Genomic DNA, 19,609 nt, shown 5'->3' with positions numbered 1-19,609 from the left:
AATCAGCAGGCGAGGGCGGCGACAGGCCGGGGCGTGACGATGACGTCGTCTCCGATGGCAAGTCCGTCGGGCAATTCGCCGGCTGGCAGCTGCACGGTGACTTCAAGCGGTTTGCTATTGCCTCTGTGCTGATATTCGCCGGAGGTAATTACCGTATCCACACGCACCAGCGCGCCAAGGAAGTGGATGGCCGCTACGCGCGCATGCTCGCCCACATGCGAATCGTTGGCATCCGCACGTATCAATGTGAGGTTTTCCGGACGAATCAGCACCGTCACGGCATCGCCTTGAGCAGAGCCCGTGATCAGCGGCAGACGCTGGCCGAATACCACGGCTTCCTCACCGTTGGAGGCACCGGGCATGCGGTTCGTCAGTCCGATGAAGGTGGCCACGTATTCGGTGGCGGGACGCTGGTAGAGATCGCGAGGTGCCGCAATCTGTTCGATTCGACCCTTGTTCATCACACCGATACGATCGGCCACGGCAAGCGCCTCTTCCTGATCATGGGTGACGAATACGGTGGTGGTGCCGGTGGTCAGCTGGATGGAGCGAATCTGGTCACGCAGTTGCACACGAACCTTGGCGTCAAGTGCGGAAAGTGGTTCGTCCAGCAACAACACGCGCGGCTTAATGGCCAGGGCACGAGCCAATGCCACACGCTGCTGCTGTCCGCCCGACATCTGCTGCGTGTATTTGCCGGCCTGATCGGCCAATCCCACCAATTCCAGCTGCTCCATGGCGGTCTTGCGACGCTCGGCCTTGCCCATGCCACGCACTTCAAGCCCGAAGGCCACGTTTTCAAGCGCGGTCATATGCGGGAACAGGGAATATGACTGGAATACCATGGCCATTTCGCGCTTGTTCACAGGCGTACCGGTAACATCCTGACCGCCGACCAGAATGCGGCCGCCTTGAATGTCTTCCAAGCCGGCAAGCGAGCGCAGCGCGGTAGATTTGCCACAGCCGGAGCCGCCGAGCAGCACCACCATTTCGCCGGGCTTGATGTCAAGGTTGAAGTCATCCAGCGCACGCTTGGCGGCACCGGGATAGATTTTGACCACGTCCTGCATTTGGATGGAGCCACCGCCGCGCTTGGCGGAATCCTTCAACAGGGCTTTGGCGGCGCGGGTCACGTCTTTGCCACGCACGCCGGCGAGGCTGGCGGCGGGATCGTTCTTAAACGCGTCCTCGTCCTGCGACAGAGCATGTCTGGTGGCCGATTGGCTGGTTGTTGGTTGGTTGAGCATGGTATTACTTGCCTTCCTTACGCTTGCGCATCGCGCCCGAAATCAGGTCGAGGGCGACGAGCAGCACCACGCCGAACAGCAGGGCCAGCAGCGACATGGCGGTGGAGATTTGAGAGTTGGATTGGCCGAGCTGGTAGAGCGCGACTTGCAGATTCATACGCCCGAGCAGCGAGGCGACTGTATATTCGCCCAGCACCACGGCGATGGAGATGAACGAAGCTGACAGAATCGACTGCCACAGGTTCGGAATGATGACCTTGAAGAACACCTTGGGCCATGAGGCACCGAGCGAGCGTGAGGCTTCCACGAGGGTTTTCACATCGATGGAGTTCAACCCCACGGCAATGGCGCGGAAGGCGAACGGCATAACAAGCACCACATAGGCAAAGCACAGCCAGATGGGATTGGTGTTGAGCACGTCGGCGGACAGCCACCGGTAAATCGGCCCCAAACCAACCACCAGCACGATAGCGGGGATGGTCAGGGGCAGGGTGGCAACCCATTCGATGGCACGTTCCAGCGCACGCGAACGGATATGGACGATAACCATCGTCGGCACCATCAGCAGCAGCATAATCGCCACCGTTACCACGCACAGGGCAAGCGATGAGCCCAAGCCCTGCCATAGCACGGTCAGATCCGCACCCAATGTTTCGCCGTTGCCGGTGAAAATCGCCACCCATGGGGCCAGCGACCAACGCCCGGACAGCGGGTGGCGCAGCGTAAAGACCAGCATGGCAATCAGCGGCACCAACAGAAAGCCGAGCGTAAACAACAGGATGACGAACTTGATGATGCTTTGCCTGCGCGCTCGCGCCGCCCTGAGCTGCGGCGGCATAGGAGCAGTAGGAGCGGTATTGTCGGCATTGTTCACTGCCATCGGCCGGCCCTCTTTTCCACGGCGTGGCTGAGCATCATAACGATGGCCACGACGATGATCATCGCGAACGCCAGCACTTGGGCGAAGCCCTGCTGGCTGGGATCCATTTCGTTGCGCATCGCGCCCTGAATCATCAACGGCACCAGAATCGAACGCTGTGAGAACAGCGCGGCTGCGGTGGCATAGGCGGAGAATGCGGAGGCGAACAGTAGCAGGAAAGCGGAGATGAAGCGGGGGGCCAGAATCGGCAGGGCCACGCGCGTCCAGTAATCCCACGTATTGCCGCCCAACGATTCGCAGGCTTCGCGCCACTGCGGGCGGATTGAATCGACTGCGGGCAGGAAGATGATGATCATCAGCGGAATCTGGAAGTAGCAGTATATGGTGATCAGGCCGGGCAGGGAGCTGAGCCAATTGGGGTTCACTGTCAGCCCTGTCACGGCTTTGATCAGCATGGTGCCGATGCCGTTGATGCCGATGGTGGCGATGAACGCGAACGCCAGCATCACGCCGCCGAATTGGGCGAGTACGGATGAGATGGCCGAAACCATGCGCCGCAGCAGGCCGTTGGGTTTGGTGCCGATCACCAGCGCATAGGAGGCGAGGCCACCGACGATTGCGCCGATCACCGAAGAGGCGATGGAGACGAGAATCGAGGTGACGAATGCGGAGATGGTGTTCGGTTCGGCGAGTTTGGCGAAGTTGGCGAGCGTAAAGCCACCGTCCCTCGTTTGGAATGCGCCGATGATCACGATGATGGTGGGCGCGAGCAGGAAGCACGCGGTGTAGGCGAAGAACGGAATGGTCACCGCGACGGTGCTTAACTCCTGCCGATGCTTCGCCAGTGCGGAAGTGGCGGATCGGGCCGCGCCCTTACCAGTGGCGGGCGCGCTCGAAACGATTGCAGCAGTCATATCAGTTGCCTTCAAGTTGCTTTCAGCAGTTGATTTCAACAGTTGCTTGCAGAGGAAAGGCCGGGCAACGGTCAGTTGCCGATGGTCTTATCCCAGTTGTTCTGCAGCCACTCGGTGATGCGGGTGGAGTCGTCGTTGGTGTAGGAGATGGCGTCGCCTTCAACGGTGATCGCGTCCTTCAAAATATCCTGGTCCACGGTGCCGTCGGCTTTCATGGAGTCGAGCAGCACAGGGTTGGCACCGCCCTTAAGCCATAGGTTCTGTGCGTCGGCGCTGTACAGGTATTCCTCCCACAGGCGAGCCGCAGCGGGGTGCGGAGCATCCACGTTGATGGCCTGATTGTAGTAGCTGACGACCTGGGCCTTGGGGAAGGTCTTGTACTTCCAGTTCACGCCCTTGGCCTTGAGCGACGACTGGTAGGAGGCCTGGTTGTAGCTCCAGTCCACTACCACGCCGGTCTGGCCGGAATCGATGGTGCCGTCGGTGACGTCCACGGTGGTGAGGTTGCCGGCATCCTGAAGCTTCTTGAAGAAGTCCAGTCCGGGCTGCAGGTTGTTGATGTCGCCACCGGCGAGCTGGTTGACCATCAGATAGCCGTTGAATGCGGCACCGGCTTCGGCGGGCTTGCCGTTCAGCGCCACAGTGCCGGCGAATTTCGGATCAAGCAGATCCTCAAGCTTGGTGATGTCACCGTATTTGTCGGCGTTCCAGCCGATGGACATGATGCCGGTGTAATCGGCGTAATACTTGCTGTCGGTGTCCTTAAGCTCGTCCGGAATCTTATCCCACGCGGCCACCTTGTATGCGGCGAAATTGTCGGTGGAGGTGGCGGCCACGGCCTGGCCAAGGTCGAATACGTCGGGAGCGGCGTCAGTGCCTTTATTGGTTTTGGCGGCGTCGAGCTCTTCCTTGGAGGAGGCGTTCGGGTTGAGCTCGGTGATTTTGATGTCCGGATACTTCTTCTTGAAGCCTTCAATCACTTCACCGTAGTTGGACCAGTTGTGCGGCAGGGCGATGACGTTGAGCGCGCCTTCTTCATTGGCGGCTTTCTCCAAATCCTCCATGGTGCCGAAATCGGCCAGAGAGGTGGCTTTGGCGGACTTTTCGCTTACAGTGATGGCTTTGCCGGTTCCCTGCTGATCGCCGTTTTCGGAGGCGGAGCTGCTGGTGCCGCAGGCGGCCATTGACAGTGCCAGCACGGCAACCAGCGGGGCCGCCATGATCTTGCGCAGATTATTCATAAGAAGGTTCCTTTATTCACTATCCTCTTGGAAATCCCATAGTTGATTCCAAGGAGTGAATCTAGAAGCCTTATCTGTCGCGCAAGGAGACTGAATATGAATTGCGTTCGCCATTTGCCATACAGTGGCTGAACAATGGCGAACGCACGGTGAACTGCTTTTGCTGCTTAGCGCAGCACGCCTTCGATCAGGCGGGTGATGAGCTCGGTGTATCCCACACCGGTGGCCTCCCAGGCCTTGGGATACATGGAAATCGGCGTGAAGCCGGGCATGGTGTTGATCTCGTTAACCATCACCGTGCCGTCGGGCGTGACGAACGTGTCCACACGGCTCAAGCCTGCACCGTCAACGGCTTTGAAGGCGCGGCGGGCCACGTCACGCACATCCTCCAGCACGCTGACCGGCAGGTTGGCGGGCACTTCCACATGGCTGGCGGCGGAGTCCATGTATTTGGAATCGAAATCGTAGAACTGGTCGTCGCCGTCTTCGCGGCGGTCGAGCACGATTTCGCCCGGCCAGCTGGCTTCGGGCTCGCCACCGGGTTCAGGGCACAGCACGGCGCATTCGATTTCACGGCCGTCGATGCCCTGTTCGATCAGCACCTTCCAGTCGTGCTCGCCGGCCTCCACAATGGCGGCGGTCAGACGATCCAGCTGCGTTTCGCGATCGTCGGCGCGTTCCACCTTAGTCACACCGAAGCTGGATCCGGCGCGCGAGGGCTTGACGAACAGCGGGTAGGCCAGTCCGGCCTCTTCGATGGAAGCCAACGCTTCGGCGGCGGTGAAGTTGCGGGCGTCGACCATGATGCCGGGGGCAGTGGGGATGCCAGCGGCACCCAGCACCACCTTGGTGTAATGCTTGTCCATGCAGGCGGCGGAGGCGAACACACCACAGCCCACATACGGCACGTTCATCATCTCCAGCAGGCCCTGAACGGTGCCGTCCTCACCATAGGGACCATGCAGCACGGGCAGCACTGCGTCGATATGCCCCAGCGAAGTGATGACGTGATGAATTTCCGGATCGGACAGGCTTACGAAACTGGTGCCAAACCCATGGTCGGCGGTGTTCAGATGATCCGGTTCGCCGGCGAAGAAACCATCCTGGCCACGCGTGGGATCCAACAGCACCGGGCGGGAGCCGGGCGTAATCGTCACGGTCGGCAGTTCGCCGCCATCAAGGCTCCATCCGCGCGGATCCTCGCCATTAACAATCCACTGGCCATCTTTGGTGATGCCCACCGGAATCGGTTCGAAACGCTCAGTATCCATGGCGTTGAGCACGCCGGCTGTGGAAATGCAAGAGATCGAATGCTCGTCGGCTCGCCCGCCATACAGCACCACAATGCGTTTCTTGGCCATATCCATCCTTCATATTCATCGTGTTGGCCACCGGCGCGTATATATGCGGCCGATGGCCAATGTCAATTATGTACTGCTTATGTATTGCTGTCTGCTAGCGTACTCGCCGTTGTTCCCTATTCTTCGGTGATGTCTTCACCGAAGAGTTCGGCCATCATCGCATCGAAGCTGATGCCATCGTTGATCACGCGGCTTACGGCGGCGGCCAGCGGCACGGATACGCCAACTTCCTTGGCCAGTGCCAGAACGGCGGTGGCGGTAGGCACGCCTTCGGCCACACCGTTGCTCACCTGAGTGGCTTCCTCAACGCTCATACCCTTGCCCAGGTTGTAGCCGAATGTGAAATTGCGGCTCAACGGCGACGAGCAGGTGGCCACCAGATCGCCGAAGCCCGCCAAACCGGCGAAGGTTTCGGCCTTTGCACCGGCGGCGATGCCCAGCTTGGTCAGTTCGGCCAGGCCACGCGTCTCGATCATGGCGGCGGTGTTCTCACCGTAGCCGGCGCCGCGCGACATGCCGACGGCGAGCGCCACGACGTTCTTCATCGAGCCGCACATCTCCACACCGATCACATCCTCGGAGGTGAAGGGCTTGAAATAGTTGGTCTGGCAGGCTCGGGCCACACGCAGCGCCACGTAGGGGTTGCAAGAGGCGATCACCGCACCTGCGGGGTTGCGCGCGGCGACCTCCTTGCTCAGGTTCGGGCCGGAAAGGGCCGCGAAACGACCGTCGGGCAGGTCGAGGGCCTCTTTGACCACTTCATCCATACGCTTGCCCGTGCCACGTTCGATGCCTTTCATCAGGCTGACGATAATGGCTTTATCGGGAATCAGCCCTTTGAATTCCTCAAGGGCCACGCGCGCGAACTGGGCGGCGATGGCCACGATAATGATTTCAGCGTCCTTCACCGCCTCGGCGCGGTCGCCGGTGGCGGTCATATTGTCAGGCAGCTTGGCGACGGATGGCAAGCGCACCTCGTTGCAGTGCCGTTCGCGAATCGACTCCACGATCTCCGGTTCTCGCGCCCACATCAGCACGTCATTTCCTGCGTCGGCCAGCACCTGGCCGAAGGCGGTGCCCCATGCACCTGCACCTAATACTGTAACCTTTGCCATTACGCCAACCTCCTTTGGGGCACTACTGCCACATTCCTTCGCGGCTGTTGCCGCGCAACGTCACCTGCACCTAGTGCAGTACGTTTTGCCATTATTCATACTCCTTTGTAGCAACTATTGCTCGGTTTGTGCAGGCCAAGGCTTGCGAGCCATGGCGCGATAATCCCAATAGCCGGCCTCGGGCATTGCTTCACCACGAATCTCTTCCAACACGGCGTTCATGCGGCGGAACACACGCCATGTCAGTTCGTTAACGGCTTCGGCGGGCGGCTCCGCTCCCCACGAATCCATATCGGCCAGCAAGTCGGCGTAATCCAGTTGCTCGTCGTAGCACATCACCACGTTCTTGCGCGGCCACGGCCACCAGTGGTTGATGGAGGCGGCGCCCCAGGTAATGGCGGGGAAAATCGGCACCTGACGGCCCAAACGGCGCGAGGATTCAAGGGCGATATACCCCACGCCTTCCTTGATGCTCATCACCCATTTCTTCGGGTCGCGGGTCACGGTGCCTTCGGGCCAGATCGTTAAGGGGCGGCCGGAGGTCAGAATCGAAATCGAGGTTTCCTCAATGGCCTTGGCTTGACCGGAGTGGCGTTTCACCGGCTGCATGCCCACCAGTTGGAACCATTTGCCGATCAGCGGCCATGAGGCCATCTCGGCCTTGGCCATATACCGGGGGCGGCGGCCCATATGAAACAGGCTCATCATCGGCACGAATACGTCGAACATGGTGACGTGACTGGCTGCGGTGATGAACGGGCCGGTTTCGGGCACGTGTTCCAAACCCCAGGCGCGCGTTTTGCAGCTGGCTCGGAATACTACGGAAACCCCGGCCAGCAGTCGTTTGGTGGCTTTGGGGTTCTGGGCGTCGATTTCAGCCTGATTGGGCGTGCGCGGGCCGGTAGGGTAATACTTGGTGGGGTCAACCAGCGTGTGTTTGGCGGCCAGTTTGGCCACCTGTGTGTCGCTCAACGGCGAGACGGCTGAACGCGGTGAGGGTTTTCCTTTGGATGCCATGCCCACTATTGTGCCGCAACCCGACGCCAACGGACTGGCTGGCTGGGCTGGCTGACTGAGCTGGCCGGACTGTCGGTCGTCACGGTTCATCTGTCGGTTATCACCGTTCGCCTATCAGTTGTCACGGTTCACCTGCCGAATTGTTACATAGGTATGTAACCATTCCGCAGGTGAACCGTGACGATCAACAGGTCAACCGTGACAACCGGAAGGTCACCCGTGACAAGTCACAGCCCAGCCGTAGTACCGTGCCCGATATGCCCAACTACAGCACGGCGATGGCGTCGATTTCCACCAGCGCGCCCTTGGGGATCATGTTGTTGCCGAAGGCCACGCGCGCGGGCTTGACGGGACCGATGAACGCCTGCGCATAGACGGCGTCCACGTCCTTGAAGTCCTCCACGTTCTTCAGGTAGATGGTGGCGCGACACACATGCTCGATGCCGGTGCCGGCAGTGTCGAGAATGTGCTTAATGTTCTTCAGCGCCTGAGCAGCCTGCTCGGCGGCGGATTCGCCAGCCAGTTCGCCGGTGGCCGGGTCAATGCCCAGCTGGCCGGAGACGAACACGAATCCGTTGGCCTTGACGGCCTGGCTGTACGCGCCCAGCGCGGCCGGCGCTTCAGAAGTGGCTACTGCTTCCATTTTCTCGCTCATACTGTTCCTCCTATGAACACGAGCATGCGTTATTGCATTGTCGCGCCACAGTATAAGAAACCAGCGTTACGAGCCCCTGACCATGCCCGCAATACGGGCTGGCCAACATGCTCGGCAACATATCTGCCACTATCGCAGACAGCGGAAGCCGTGCACACAGTCTTAGGGGTTATTTCAGGGGCTGTTTCAGGGACAGCCAACTACCGTCAGAAACACATGAAACACAACACCCGCACATCATCCGACGTCACCTGTGGAGGTCGATTTTGTGCGGGTGGATTGTACTGTGGCATACAACTTGCGTCATGCTGTTTATCGGCAGCATGACGCAAGATTCCACGGAATGTACTGCTTGGAACTTACTGCTTGGCGGCGTTCACTGCATCCACTGCCTGCTGCAGCGTGTCCAACTGATCCTGATACCAGCCGGTCAGCTCGTTGATCTGCTGGGTAGCGGATTCGTAGCCGGCCTGATCGTCGGCCACGCAACCGGGATATTCGGGGGCTTCGGCGGCGAGCGCCTCGTTCAATGCCTCCAGCGTGGAGGCGTCGGTCACATCATCCTCGGTAAGCGCTGCGGCTTCGGCGGCATCGCCATTAACCAGCGCGCTGTATTCGTTGGCAGCAACGCGGTTCTCGTCGGAGGCCGTGGCGCAGGCGGCTTTGGCATCATCCAGCGAGGCAACGCCGGCTCCACCATTCATCATGCGCACACCGAATACGATGGCCACAGCCAGTACCACCACCGCCACAATCACGATGACCGGCACCAGCCACTTGTTGGTCTTCTTGGACCCGTTCTGATTCTTGATCTGCTCTTCAGCCATGACATACACTCCTGTCGTTCATGCGTCAGTCCTCTTGTGGACGACGACTCATATAGGCCGCAGGCCATCCTAACGGCACCAATGCCCAGCCCAGCTTCAGCAATGCGCATGATGCCATCACAGTTGAGTGCGATTTGTCTCATCTGCACGTTCTACAGATCGATCTAGCTCACGCTCGAGTTCACCAACATATTCCTTGAGCTGTGCAATCTGTAACGCCTGATCGGCAATCAACCGATCGCGGAGGTCGAAACCAGTCAGACGATGCGTGCCATCCGCTTCAGAGGCATCCGAAGCCCGCCCGTCACCTTCGACAACAACCCATCCCCTGTCAACGCCGGGCGATGACTTCGCACCTAGCTTCCATCGCGCGAACGCACGTTCGATTCGTTTGTATCCGATAATTTTGGGATCAAGTCCCGCCTCGCGAAAGATTCGCACCGGACTATCCCCTGACAAATACCGTGCCGTCGCCTGAGTGCGGAACCTGTCCGAATATGTAATTCGCACCGCAGTCACGTTTGCGACCGCCGGCAACGTACGCAAATATTGGATTTGCTGCTTGGTGAATTTACGACGTGCGTTAACCATACGGTTACGCTCCCCCTATTACGTCAATGAATACGAAGATAAGGAGGTTCGGAAATCTCACTATTCCGAACCTCCTTTTTGTCATGCCCTGCTATGCATGCCAATCACTGATTGCGACGCTGGCGCACTACCGTCAGCGCAATACCGGCGATGAGCAGGAGAACCACTGCACCCGCAACACCGGCAATAGCCACACCGGTTTTGCTCAGTTCTGGCTTCGGTTTGTTTCCAGTGTTGGGAACCGGAACCGGCTTAGGCTCAGGGGTCGGCGTCGGTTCAGGTTCTGGTTCAGGCTTAGGTTCCGGCTCAGGCTCAGGATCAGGATCAGGGGTAGGCTCCGGAGGCACCGGACAATCCTCACCCTTGTTCGTCACCGTAACCGTCACATGCTGTCCCGGCTTGATGCTGCCGCTGAACGCGGTGCCATCCACTGTGGACGTGCCATCGGAAACACTAACCTGATATCCGTTGCCCGGATCTGCTTCCTGAACGGTGTAGGCAAAGGCACCATTCGGATCCTGGAAATGAATCGTATAGTCCTTCGAATCGCCATCGCCAAGACTGACCGTATCGTTCACACCCGCGTAAGGCACACTGGTCGTAACATCGAATGAACCGTTCTTGTCGCAGCCTTCGATGACCTTCTTGACGGTTAACGTTGCGTCCTGAGGCGTCGGAGTGGGAGTCGGCGGAGTCGTACTGGTCGTGTTGTCGAATCTGATGACCATGTTTTCACCGGTTAATTGGGTGATGACTTTGCCCACCTGTTTGGTGAGATAGGCGATGCTCGCCTGCATGCTATCGTCAACGGTCACGCCAACCGTATATACAGCAGCGTCGCCAACATATCCGTCGGGAACCATGTCTGCAGGCTCGGTCACCAGGAACTGATAGCTTCCAGGCTTGGTGAAGGTAATCGCGTCGAACGCGAACTTGCCCTCGGAGTCATTGCCTGTGTACATTACGCTGCCATCCACAGCACTATCGGGAAGCACAATGCTACCGTCGGTGATGGCTTGCTTCGTGGCATCGTTACCGGGCACAAGCTTGAACTTGAAGTCCGTGCTATCCGGCTTCTCGCCATCAACCGTCTTCAACCCCTGGACCGTCAACGAAGCATTGACAGGGAGCTTATTGATGAGACTCGTTGTCAGCGTATGCTTGTCAGCATCGTGTGTCCATGCACCGTATTCCACTTCATAACCAGAACTGGATTCAACAATCTGGAACTTAAGGTGTTCGCCATCCTTGTCGCTAAGATACGGAGTGCCATTAGCATCGTACCCATCGGGAGCGGGTAGATGATCAAATGTCGCTGTCCACTCATTGTTTGCGCTGAGTTTCGCGCTGTCGATGAGATTATTGCCGATCTTAAGGTCAATGGATACATCTTTGCGATCAGCTTCAGCGATGGCATCATCCCACTGCTTGGTGACGGTCAGCGAATAATCAATGTCTTCACCTTCGTCGTCGCCTCCAAAGGAAATCATCGAATTTGTGGCCACGCCACCGCCGACCTTCGCCTTATTGCCCGAGATTACGACCTTGCCTAACTTGTTCGCAAGCGCCTTGGCACCACCGGTAGTCACATTCTTGAGTGCACGAGCTTGTTCGTCGTTTTCCAACACGACAGCTTCGCCAGGGTTTTCGGCATCATAACGAGGGACCTCAGCGTTGGCCTGCGGATTGGGACGGCTATAGCTGCCATCATCATTGGTCAAGTTCGGCAGCAATCCTCCATCCTGATACCAGGTTGCTTTACCGCCGCCGAGCATACGCGAAGCCAAGGTGACCGGATACTTGGCATCCCCTTTGCGAGGATGCGCAACGAAATCATCACCTGCAGCTGTCGATGCCGAAGAATCCGAATCATTCGGCGCACTGTTGTCATAGATTGCTGCTCCCTTGGTCACGCTGAGGCTACCGCGACCAGTCGGGCAAATCCATAGGCCGCCGCCAAGATTGGTTGCAGTGTTACCAGTGATAACCGTGTTGTAGAACTTATTATTCGAAACGCCATCAGTGGCAAGACCGTCCACATACAGACCGCCGCCCATACCGGTGGTTTCGTTGTTACTGATAGAACCACCTTGGGCTTCAAACGTAGCTTCAGTGTGAACCATGACACCGCCGCCGTGGCCACCAATAGCCGACAGTGCTTTATTGCCGCTGATAAAGCCACCGTTCAATACCACATGAGCTTTACTGCCCATTCCTATAGCCGCAACGCCACCGCCTAACGCGTCCTGTTGGAAATCCATTGAGCCTGCCACGTTGTTCGTAATCTCGCCATCGTTCATAGTGAACGTGCCACCATTGAACAACATGACACCGCCGCCAAAGATACCGTCACTAGTATCGTTACGAGTGGCATGATTGCCGCTGATCTTGCCACCGTTCATGGTCATGACAGCTTTATCGCCAGCAAGTTTAACGCCGCCACCGCCATAATTCGTACCGGCAGTAGTGTTCTTCTCAATGGAACCGCCATCCATAATGAACTCACTCTGGCCATCACCGGTGCCATCAATGTATACGGCATTGATACCAGTCAAAGACAAATAAGCATCGTTTACCGAAGGATTACCGCCTGTGAAATTCTGAATGATACCGGCTTTCAGCTTCAGCTTGCCTTGGGACCAGATCATCGGCACAGCGTGCGCTGCAGCTTCAGTACCACCGCCATTGCCGCCATCCCACACCAACTTGTCGCTATCGATAATTAACGACGCATCGTCAGGAACTTTAATACCACCAGTTGTTCCGAACTGAATTGTTCCCTTGCCGCCAACCGTAATATCTGACTGCTGCGGCAATACCACCATATCGTCAAGTTCAAAATCACCATCAACGGTAATCAGATTGCTCTGAGCAGCAATCGCTTTTTTGAACTCGTCGACGGTCTTCACCACGGTGGCCGTCTGCGGCGTCTCGTTAGATTGCGGTTCCGCTGCTGCTGCGGTGGCGACGATACCACCTGTGGCCAGCATGGCGAAGCCTGCGACAAAGCCCGTTATTTTCTTTCCCAGCTCTCTACAAGCCAATAGGGGGGGGGGGGAGCGAATGATTTCGCATGTTTTCACGCTTTCCCCGGTCACGCTCTCTTCTTCGCGACCGGACGTTTGCATGCGCCCGATGGTCGAACGCATCTATTCAACCGTCACGGTAGCCGTTGGGCGGAACGCTCAGACCCCCTTAAACCGCTTCCTTCCTCATCTGAGAAAACATATCTGAACGCCATCAGGAAGTCGTTTTCCAATACCCCCTTCACACCACCTCTTTCGACGGCGTGTCGCCTTCACCCATTACACCGCACCAACAAACGCACAGCCTTATCACAACGTTTTAAAGAACACAAAAGGCTGGAATCTTTGGAATTCCAGCCATTCTCGTGGGCTCGATGGGGATCGAACCCACGACCTTCTGTTCCGGAGACAGACGCTCTATCCACTGAGCTACGAACCCGAGCAACTCCACTACTGTACACCACCCGCGTCCATATTGGTCAGCCGGGTCGTGTGTGAGTGTTTCACATTTTTTGCAATCGTTCATCTCTAGCCGATTTCGCGGCACAATACGCCCTACAATGGGGCTATGTCGGACCACACGAATGATTTCGAATACGAGCGCCGCTTCTTCTGCCGCGAACTGCCGGAAGAATACAACGACGGCGATAATCCCACGCTGATTATCCAGAGTTACTACGTGTATACCGACAATTATGCCCTGCGCGTGCGCTTGGCCTCACGCAATATCAGTCTTGACATGACGCCGGACGTCGATCCCGCAGCAGTGTTGAACCAGTATCAGGATCGCTTCTCCGAAGCGTACGTCACCGTAAAAGGCCCGTCCGTGGGCGGCACGCGCTACGAGGTGGAGCGCTCCATCGATACGCGCATCGCCGCCGAGCTCATCAAACGAGGCGGCTCAATCATTATCAAAAACCGATATTCCGCATGGATCGCCGAAGACGGCTGGAGCGTGGACGTGTTCGGCGGGGCGAACGCGCCACTGGTGGTCGCCGAGGCCGAACGTTCCAGCCCGGTAACCAACCTGACGATTCCGAAATTCTGCATTACCGAAATCACCGATCAGGCGCGGTTCAACAACGACGGGCTCGCCGGCCGCCCGTTTAGCGAGTGGGCGGCCGATTTCGAAGCCGAACTGGCTGAAACAGGACCTCAGTTCCAGCAGCTGTTCGGTCACAACAAAATGGTCTGACAACTCGCAGACACCCCGCAAGCGCTGTTGCCGCATCAGCCCCGCTAAAACAACGACACCAATCTGCGCATCAATGCGGCCAGACAATCAGTACATCAACGTGGCCAGGCGACGGCGAGCCTGCTTCAGGCGCGCGTCAGTCGGCTCAGGAATAGCAAAGTATTCCAGCAGGCGCTCACGCACCGGCTCGATATCCGCCTTGTGACCGGAGGCCAGGAAGTCCAGCAGACGGTCGAAGGCATCCTGAATCTGCCCGCCGATCATATCGATATCGGCCACAGCCAGCTGGGCCTCCACATCATCGGGAGCAGCGGCTGCAGCGGCACGCACCTCACGCACATTCGCCTGGGCCGAGCGCGCCAGCAGCAACGCCTTGGCATGCTCGCGAGCGGCCAGCGTATCCTTCGGATCCTTTTCCATCACACGCGCATATTCGGCAGCGGCAGCGGCGTAATCGCCCTCTTCGGCCAAGCGATGCGCTTCGGTATGCTCCGGCGGTACCGTTTGTGCGGCAACCCCAGCGGCACCCGCGCCAGCACCATCGGCACCGGCGGCATCCGGATCGCCGGAATACGGCGCAGTGCCATTCACACCGGACTGTGCGGCGGCCTGAATAATCTTTGGAATCACTTCATCGCAAATCTGCTTGAGCTCGTCGTCGCCGGGCAATCCCTGCAGCAGCGGCATCGGACGACCACCAATCAGCGCAAACAGCGCGGGCGCACCCTGCACCTGCAGAGCCTGAGCAATCGAAGCATTCGTGGCGATATCAATACGCGACAACTGAATCTGGCCGTTCAGCTTGTTCACCGCGTCGCCCAGCGCACGGGCCATGGGGAACAGGCGATCATCGGTCGGCACCCACAGGAACATCAGAATCGGGAAGGTGGCGGAGGTCTGCACCATGGCTTGGAACGTGTTCTCCGTGGTGTCGATCACATAGCCGCCAGCTGCAGGCGCGCCACCAGCCTGCCCAGGTTCGGCCTTCACCTGATGGGCCAGCGCGCCCAAATCGACCGCGCCCGCCAACGATACGCCCGGATTGAATTGCTGATCTGCCATAGTTGCCTCCATACATCGCCCACAACAAAAAGGTGCTGGAACCACATCCTAGTTCCAGCACCTTCCAGCATCGAAATTGCGCTCAAAGAAGAGACACGACTTACCGACTTACCGACTTATCGACCTACCGGCTTACCAGCGCACTACAACGCTTCGACCTTAACCGGCTGACGATCGGCACCCACTGCGGTGATCTGCTCGTCCGAATCCGCTTGCGGAATGTACAGCGCCACCACGTTCACATACGTCACCTTCATAGTGCTGGTGAACTTGTCGGAGTTGTACAACGCCTTCTCATCGTCGGAGGCGGGCTGCGATTCGCGCCCGTCGCCGGCCTGGCGCGTCCACACGGAGTCGATACGGCCAACCACCAGATCGCCACCGTCGGGCGATCGCATTATCCACATCTGATCGGGAACCGCGGTGAAGGTCTGCTGCTGCGTACCATTGTTGCGCTGCATACCTTCCTGCACCGTGGTCGTCAGTTCAGCGATATTGCTGCGCAAGTCGTCATCGGCGAACTTGTCGGAGTACTTGCTGTTCGTGCCATTCTGCAGCACGTCGGCATACTGGGCCAACGCGTCGGCGGGAGTGGCGACCAGGTTCTCATCCTTTGCCTGCCCCATGCGCGAACCGTGGGAGGCGATTTCGAACTTGGGCAGCTGCGCGCCTTGGAACAGTCGCGCCATGGCCACGAGCTTGTAGTTCTGCTGCGCCGATTCCTGATTGAATACCAGCAGACGGTTGGATTGCTGATCCTCCGTGGTGGTGGTGATAGTGAACACCGAGCGAGGCCAGCCATCATCGGTGGGGATCACGGTTTGCGTGATGTCTTTGGGGATGGTGGCGAACGCGCTCATATTACCGGTGCGCTGGGCGATGGTGATCTGACTGGACCGGATTTCCAGCTGAGGCCCGCCCATCCAAGCGTCCAGCCCATCCGTGCTTTTGCCTTGATCGGCTTTGCCGATTGCCTCAAGAATGGCAGTGCGGATCTTTTTCTCCTGCGCTTCGGTGAGGTCTGGCGTGGCCGCCGCCGAAGAACCAGCAGTGGTGGGAGTGGGCAGTTGACCTTCGCAAGCACCCAGCGGTGCGATCAGGGCAATAATGGCCACTGCGGCCGCGCAGGCTTTGTTCATTCGTATGCTCATCAACGATTCTCCTGACCAGTGTCGCTGCCGGCATCGCCGACTTCCTGCGCCAGACGCGCGAAATAGGCTTGCAATTCATCCGGAGTGATTACCGAGGTGGATTCCACATCGTTGTCCGGATGCCCCGACTGCACCACGCGATCGGCATTGTCCGAAGCATTGCTCGAAGCATTATCCGTAGCGTTGCCCGCAGCGGTGGTCGCGGCAGTATCCGTAGCAGCAGTCGCAGCAGCGCCGGCGTCAGCACCAGCCGTACCAGCCGCACCTTGCTGCTGGTCGGCAACCAGGTTACGTGCGGACGGATCGATGATGGTTGGCGTTTCGAGAGCTTCGGAAACTTCAGTATTCTGCGTCGGGCGCGCACCGGAACGACGATGTGACGTGGCATGACGACGACGTTTCGACGGGGTGATCTTGCGCATAGTTCCAGCCAGTGCCACACCAATCGGCACCTCATCGGCAGCTCGTGTACCGGCGGCAGCGGATACAGCAGCACCAGCAGCCTCAGCAGCCACAGAACGATGGCGACGCTTATGCGGCGGCATGGCAAATAGCGATGCGCTCAATACAGCCAGTACGGCCAACAGACCGCCGCTTAAATAGAACGGCATGGCAAAATCCGGCACCTCGGAGCGCACCCAGTGCATCTCCACCGTGGCCCGAGCGTTACGCTGGCCCAAATCGATGATGGCCATCGTCGTATCGTCGGTGTTCTTGCTATCAATGGACACGGAACCTTTGTCGCATTCAACGGAGGTCCACATCTGTGAATCGCGGAAATCCACCGGCTCACTCTGTGTGCCAGAGGAGGATGAGCTGCTGGACGACGCCTTGCCCGTCTGCGTCGACAGTTCGCTCCATGATGCCAGCCCGGTGATGCGCTGGTAGCTGTTGCCGTCAGCAGCCACCCAACCGGCAACGTCCTTGGACGATCCCAATGCCACGCATATCTCATCGGAAGATGAGGATGCGTTCACGGTGAGTGTCGCATTCTTATCCAGCAGCGGCAGCACACCTGGATCGGTGACGATATAGCGCGAGCCGGAAACGCTGGCCGTGGCGTCAATATCGTGAGAAGGCTTCCACACGGTAGCATTGAGCAGCCCCAAGGCAATGGCCGCTACGGCGAGCAGGCCAAAGATGGGCGTCACCACTCCGCGCATGATTACGGCATGACGAGTGGGGCGCTTGGTGTCGCGCTCATGCTCGTGCTCTGTTGTCTGTTCTTCAACACTCATAACGTTGCCATTCTACAATCACCACCTGTTGATTACCTAGGACAGCTGAAAATCAGGGTTCCCCGGTACTGTGGTGTGCCATGCGCAAGTCTGTAACCTCCGTATTGTCGAAAACCGCCGCCGTGGCCTGCTCGCTGATGATGTGCATCGCCGTGGCCGGTTGCTCCAATTCCTCCGACTCGTCCAACACTTCAAGCGACAGCAAAAACCAGATCGCCGGCGTCACCGCCACCGGCAAGCTCGGCGAGAAGCCGACCATCTCCTTCAAATCGCCGATGACCGTCTCGGATGGCTCGTACGTCGTGCTGCAGAAGGGCGACGGCGACGTCATTGAAGAGGGCGACCGTGTGTGCGCCCGCGGCGTGGCCGTCAACCTCAAGGACGGCACCGAAATCATGGACACGTGGGGCGATGGCCAAGCCGCCGATTGTTCGATTAAGGTGAGCGAATCCACCCTCACCTCTCCGTATTACGAAACGATCAAGGGTGCCAAGATCAACACCACCATCGGCTTCGGCATCAACGACGAAAGCTCCTCCGGCTACAACTACATTATGGCGATGACGCTGGTTTCCAAGTCCAAGGATCTGGACAAGGCCACCGGCACCGAAGTAACCGATGTGCCGGCCGATCTGCCGAAGGTTACGCGCGCCAAGGATGGCAAGCCCTCGATTGATATGAATGGTCAGGGCAAGGTCGATAAGTTGATTACGCAGACGCTGATCAAGGGCGACGGCGCTAAGCTGACCGACGCCAGCACCGCCGTGGTCAAGTACACCGGCTGGCTCACCGACGGCACTCAGTTCGATTCCTCGTGGGATCGCGACGCCACCTTCGACGCCGATCTGTCTTCCTCCGGTTCGATTATCCAGGGTTGGAAGGATGGTCTGATCGGTCAGACCGTCGGCTCCCAGGTACTGCTGATAATCCCCTCTGACCTGGGTTACGGCGATAGTGGCTCCGGTGACACGATTCCGGGCGGCGCTACGTTGGTATTCGTGGTGGATATCGTTGCAGCATACTGATTCGTATAGTTCCGCACGGATTCACCCGTTAGCGGACCAATAGACGAACAATAGACGAAGGATCACGAAGGCCCGCTGTCGGACGGTTTGATATCGTCCGACAGCGGGCCTCTTCGTATCTTGACTGAAGAATTTACGTTCGATTGGTCAGCGCTCAAGTTGTGGGGCGTCGAAAACCTTAGAACAGACGCAGGGAGTCGTCTTCCACGCCTTTCATCTCGTCGTAGTCGAGAATCAGGCAGGTGAAGCCGCGGTCCTTGGCAAGCACCTGAGCCTGCGGCGTAATGGTTTGGGCGGCGAAGATGCCATGCACGGGGGCCAGCAGCGGGTCACGGTTGAGCAATTCGCAGTAGCGCGTCAGCTGTTCAACGCCATCAATGCCGCCGTGGCGCTTGATTTCGACGGCCACATGCTCGCCGTCGGCGTTGATGGCCATGATATCCACCGGGCCGATGGCGGTGGGGTATTCGCGGCGCACCAGTTTGGCGCCTGCGCCGATACGTTCGATTTGTTCGGCTAGGTAGCGCTGGAGATGGTCTTCGACGCCGTCTTTGACCAAGCCCGGATCCTCGCCCAGATCGTAGCTTTCGTCGCTGTAGACGTGGAACAGGCTCACTTCGAGTACGTCCGAGGATTTATCGGAGCTGACGCGCAGTACTTGTTGCGGCAAGGTCTCGGAGGGCTCGGCAGAATCAGCGGATTCGTTGGTTTTAGACTGAGCATCGACTTGTCCAGCCTCAGCGGCTTCATCACCAGATTCATCACCGACTTGCCCGATGACTTGCGCGGTCACATCCTTAAGTGTGCAAGGGGCTGCCATCCAGTTCAACGGCTTATAGGAACCGAGTTCGGAGAAAATAAGCAGGCTGTTGTCGGCCTTGATAAGCAGCACACGCTTGGCCAGCGGCAGAGAGGCGTTGAGGCGGCCGGAATATTCGGCCGAGCAGTCAGCAACAATGATTCGCACGTCCCACCACTGTACCGTATCCCATGACAGCCCAAGGCTAATAAACAACAGCGGAGCCTCACTCAGGGGTTGAGTGAGGCTCCGCTGTTATGAAATG

17 protein-coding genes and 1 tRNA gene are annotated in these 19,609 nt (G+C 58.3%); 2 read left to right on the top strand and 16 right to left on the bottom strand.

Annotated elements, in window-relative coordinates:
• Positions 1-2 precede the first annotated feature (2 nt).
• The 12 genes from G1C95_RS08545 to G1C95_RS08490 form a co-directional block, all read right to left on the bottom strand.
• The gene (locus tag G1C95_RS08545) at positions 3-1,247 is read right to left on the bottom strand and encodes an ABC transporter ATP-binding protein (protein WP_169172546.1); all 1,245 of its coding nucleotides are present in this window, start codon (positions 1,245-1,247) and stop codon (positions 3-5) included.
• A gap of 4 nt (positions 1,248-1,251) precedes the next feature.
• A complete protein-coding gene (locus tag G1C95_RS08540; RefSeq protein ID WP_169172545.1) occupies positions 1,252-2,127 on the bottom strand; it encodes an ABC transporter permease in 876 nt (291 codons plus the stop codon).
• Entirely contained in the window at positions 2,118-3,041 is a 924-nt protein-coding gene (locus tag G1C95_RS08535; RefSeq protein WP_169172544.1) for an ABC transporter permease, read from the bottom strand. Before G1C95_RS08535 ends, G1C95_RS08540 begins: the two co-directional genes overlap by 10 nt.
• A gap of 71 nt (positions 3,042-3,112) precedes the next feature.
• The gene (locus G1C95_RS08530) at positions 3,113-4,282 is read right to left on the bottom strand and encodes an ABC transporter substrate-binding protein (RefSeq protein WP_169172543.1); all 1,170 of its coding nucleotides are present in this window, start codon (positions 4,280-4,282) and stop codon (positions 3,113-3,115) included.
• Positions 4,283-4,449: 167 nt separating this feature from the next.
• Entirely contained in the window at positions 4,450-5,643 is a 1,194-nt protein-coding gene (locus G1C95_RS08525; protein WP_169172542.1) for a D-alanine--D-alanine ligase family protein, read from the bottom strand.
• Positions 5,644-5,759: 116 nt separating this feature from the next.
• On the bottom strand, positions 5,760-6,758 hold the full coding sequence (locus G1C95_RS08520; RefSeq protein ID WP_169172541.1) for an NAD(P)H-dependent glycerol-3-phosphate dehydrogenase: 999 nt from the start codon (positions 6,756-6,758) through the stop codon (positions 5,760-5,762).
• Positions 6,759-6,872: 114 nt separating this feature from the next.
• Positions 6,873-7,775: a lysophospholipid acyltransferase family protein gene (locus G1C95_RS08515; protein ID WP_169172692.1), complete on the bottom strand. Its 903-nt coding sequence runs from the start codon at positions 7,773-7,775 to the stop codon at positions 6,873-6,875.
• Between the two features lie 265 nt (positions 7,776-8,040).
• Positions 8,041-8,430, bottom strand: a complete 390-nt coding sequence (locus G1C95_RS08510; RefSeq protein ID WP_169172540.1) for a Rid family detoxifying hydrolase — start codon at positions 8,428-8,430, stop codon at positions 8,041-8,043.
• A 359-nt stretch (positions 8,431-8,789) separates the two neighbouring features.
• Positions 8,790-9,257, bottom strand: coding sequence for a hypothetical protein (locus G1C95_RS08505; RefSeq protein ID WP_169172539.1), 468 nt, complete (start codon positions 9,255-9,257; stop codon positions 8,790-8,792).
• A gap of 117 nt (positions 9,258-9,374) precedes the next feature.
• Entirely contained in the window at positions 9,375-9,848 is a 474-nt protein-coding gene (locus G1C95_RS08500) for an HTH domain-containing protein (protein ID WP_169172538.1), read from the bottom strand.
• A 104-nt stretch (positions 9,849-9,952) separates the two neighbouring features.
• Positions 9,953-12,946 (bottom strand): Spy0128 family protein, encoded by a 2,994-nt coding sequence (locus G1C95_RS12705; protein WP_169172537.1) that lies wholly within the window; start codon positions 12,944-12,946, stop codon positions 9,953-9,955.
• 294 nt (positions 12,947-13,240) lie between these two features.
• Positions 13,241-13,313 (bottom strand) — tRNA-Arg (locus G1C95_RS08490).
• Positions 13,314-13,442: 129 nt separating this feature from the next.
• Here G1C95_RS08490 and G1C95_RS08485 point away from each other — a divergent pair.
• On the top strand, positions 13,443-14,069 hold the full coding sequence (locus G1C95_RS08485) for a CYTH domain-containing protein (RefSeq protein ID WP_169172536.1): 627 nt from the start codon (positions 13,443-13,445) through the stop codon (positions 14,067-14,069).
• 87 nt (positions 14,070-14,156) lie between these two features.
• Here G1C95_RS08485 and G1C95_RS08480 read toward each other — a convergent pair whose 3' ends face one another.
• The 3 genes from G1C95_RS08480 to G1C95_RS08470 form a co-directional block, all read right to left on the bottom strand.
• Positions 14,157-15,131, bottom strand: coding sequence for a co-chaperone YbbN (locus G1C95_RS08480; RefSeq protein ID WP_169172535.1), 975 nt, complete (start codon positions 15,129-15,131; stop codon positions 14,157-14,159).
• 143 nt (positions 15,132-15,274) lie between these two features.
• A complete protein-coding gene (locus tag G1C95_RS08475) occupies positions 15,275-16,282 on the bottom strand; it encodes a DUF8094 domain-containing protein (RefSeq protein ID WP_169172534.1) in 1,008 nt (335 codons plus the stop codon).
• Entirely contained in the window at positions 16,282-17,520 is a 1,239-nt protein-coding gene (locus G1C95_RS08470) for a hypothetical protein (RefSeq protein WP_169172533.1), read from the bottom strand. Before G1C95_RS08470 ends, G1C95_RS08475 begins: the two co-directional genes overlap by 1 nt.
• Before the next feature lie 80 nt (positions 17,521-17,600).
• Between G1C95_RS08470 and G1C95_RS08465 the strand changes: the two genes are divergently transcribed.
• The gene (locus tag G1C95_RS08465; RefSeq protein WP_169172532.1) at positions 17,601-18,545 is read left to right on the top strand and encodes an FKBP-type peptidyl-prolyl cis-trans isomerase; all 945 of its coding nucleotides are present in this window, start codon (positions 17,601-17,603) and stop codon (positions 18,543-18,545) included.
• Positions 18,546-18,723: 178 nt separating this feature from the next.
• Here the strand turns inward: G1C95_RS08465 and nucS are convergent, their stop codons facing one another.
• Positions 18,724-19,512, bottom strand: coding sequence for an endonuclease NucS (gene nucS, locus G1C95_RS08460; protein ID WP_169172531.1), 789 nt, complete (start codon positions 19,510-19,512; stop codon positions 18,724-18,726).
• Positions 19,513-19,609 lie beyond the last annotated feature (97 nt).

This window comes from Bifidobacterium oedipodis (assembly GCF_012932425.1).
GTDB lineage: Bacteria > Actinomycetota > Actinomycetes > Actinomycetales > Bifidobacteriaceae > Bifidobacterium > Bifidobacterium oedipodis.
This window is presented reverse-complemented; position numbering and strand designations above follow the sequence as displayed.

Coding starts and splice junctions, on each gene's coding strand:
- G1C95_RS08545 (WP_169172546.1), bottom strand. CDS start 1,247: ATGCTCAACCAACCAACAACCAGCCAATCGGCCACCAGACATGCTCTG.
- G1C95_RS08540 (WP_169172545.1), bottom strand. CDS start 2,127: ATGGCAGTGAACAATGCCGACAATACCGCTCCTACTGCTCCTATGCCG.
- G1C95_RS08535 (WP_169172544.1), bottom strand. CDS start 3,041: ATGACTGCTGCAATCGTTTCGAGCGCGCCCGCCACTGGTAAGGGCGCG.
- G1C95_RS08530 (WP_169172543.1), bottom strand. CDS start 4,282: ATGAATAATCTGCGCAAGATCATGGCGGCCCCGCTGGTTGCCGTGCTG.
- G1C95_RS08525 (WP_169172542.1), bottom strand. CDS start 5,643: ATGGCCAAGAAACGCATTGTGGTGCTGTATGGCGGGCGAGCCGACGAG.
- G1C95_RS08520 (WP_169172541.1), bottom strand. CDS start 6,758: ATGGCAAAGGTTACAGTATTAGGTGCAGGTGCATGGGGCACCGCCTTC.
- G1C95_RS08515 (WP_169172692.1), bottom strand. CDS start 7,775: ATGGCATCCAAAGGAAAACCCTCACCGCGTTCAGCCGTCTCGCCGTTG.
- G1C95_RS08510 (WP_169172540.1), bottom strand. CDS start 8,430: ATGAGCGAGAAAATGGAAGCAGTAGCCACTTCTGAAGCGCCGGCCGCG.
- G1C95_RS08505 (WP_169172539.1), bottom strand. CDS start 9,257: ATGGCTGAAGAGCAGATCAAGAATCAGAACGGGTCCAAGAAGACCAAC.
- G1C95_RS08500 (WP_169172538.1), bottom strand. CDS start 9,848: ATGGTTAACGCACGTCGTAAATTCACCAAGCAGCAAATCCAATATTTG.
- G1C95_RS08485 (WP_169172536.1), top strand. CDS start 13,443: ATGTCGGACCACACGAATGATTTCGAATACGAGCGCCGCTTCTTCTGC.
- G1C95_RS08480 (WP_169172535.1), bottom strand. CDS start 15,131: ATGGCAGATCAGCAATTCAATCCGGGCGTATCGTTGGCGGGCGCGGTC.
- G1C95_RS08475 (WP_169172534.1), bottom strand. CDS start 16,282: ATGAGCATACGAATGAACAAAGCCTGCGCGGCCGCAGTGGCCATTATT.
- G1C95_RS08470 (WP_169172533.1), bottom strand. CDS start 17,520: ATGAGTGTTGAAGAACAGACAACAGAGCACGAGCATGAGCGCGACACC.
- G1C95_RS08465 (WP_169172532.1), top strand. CDS start 17,601: ATGCGCAAGTCTGTAACCTCCGTATTGTCGAAAACCGCCGCCGTGGCC.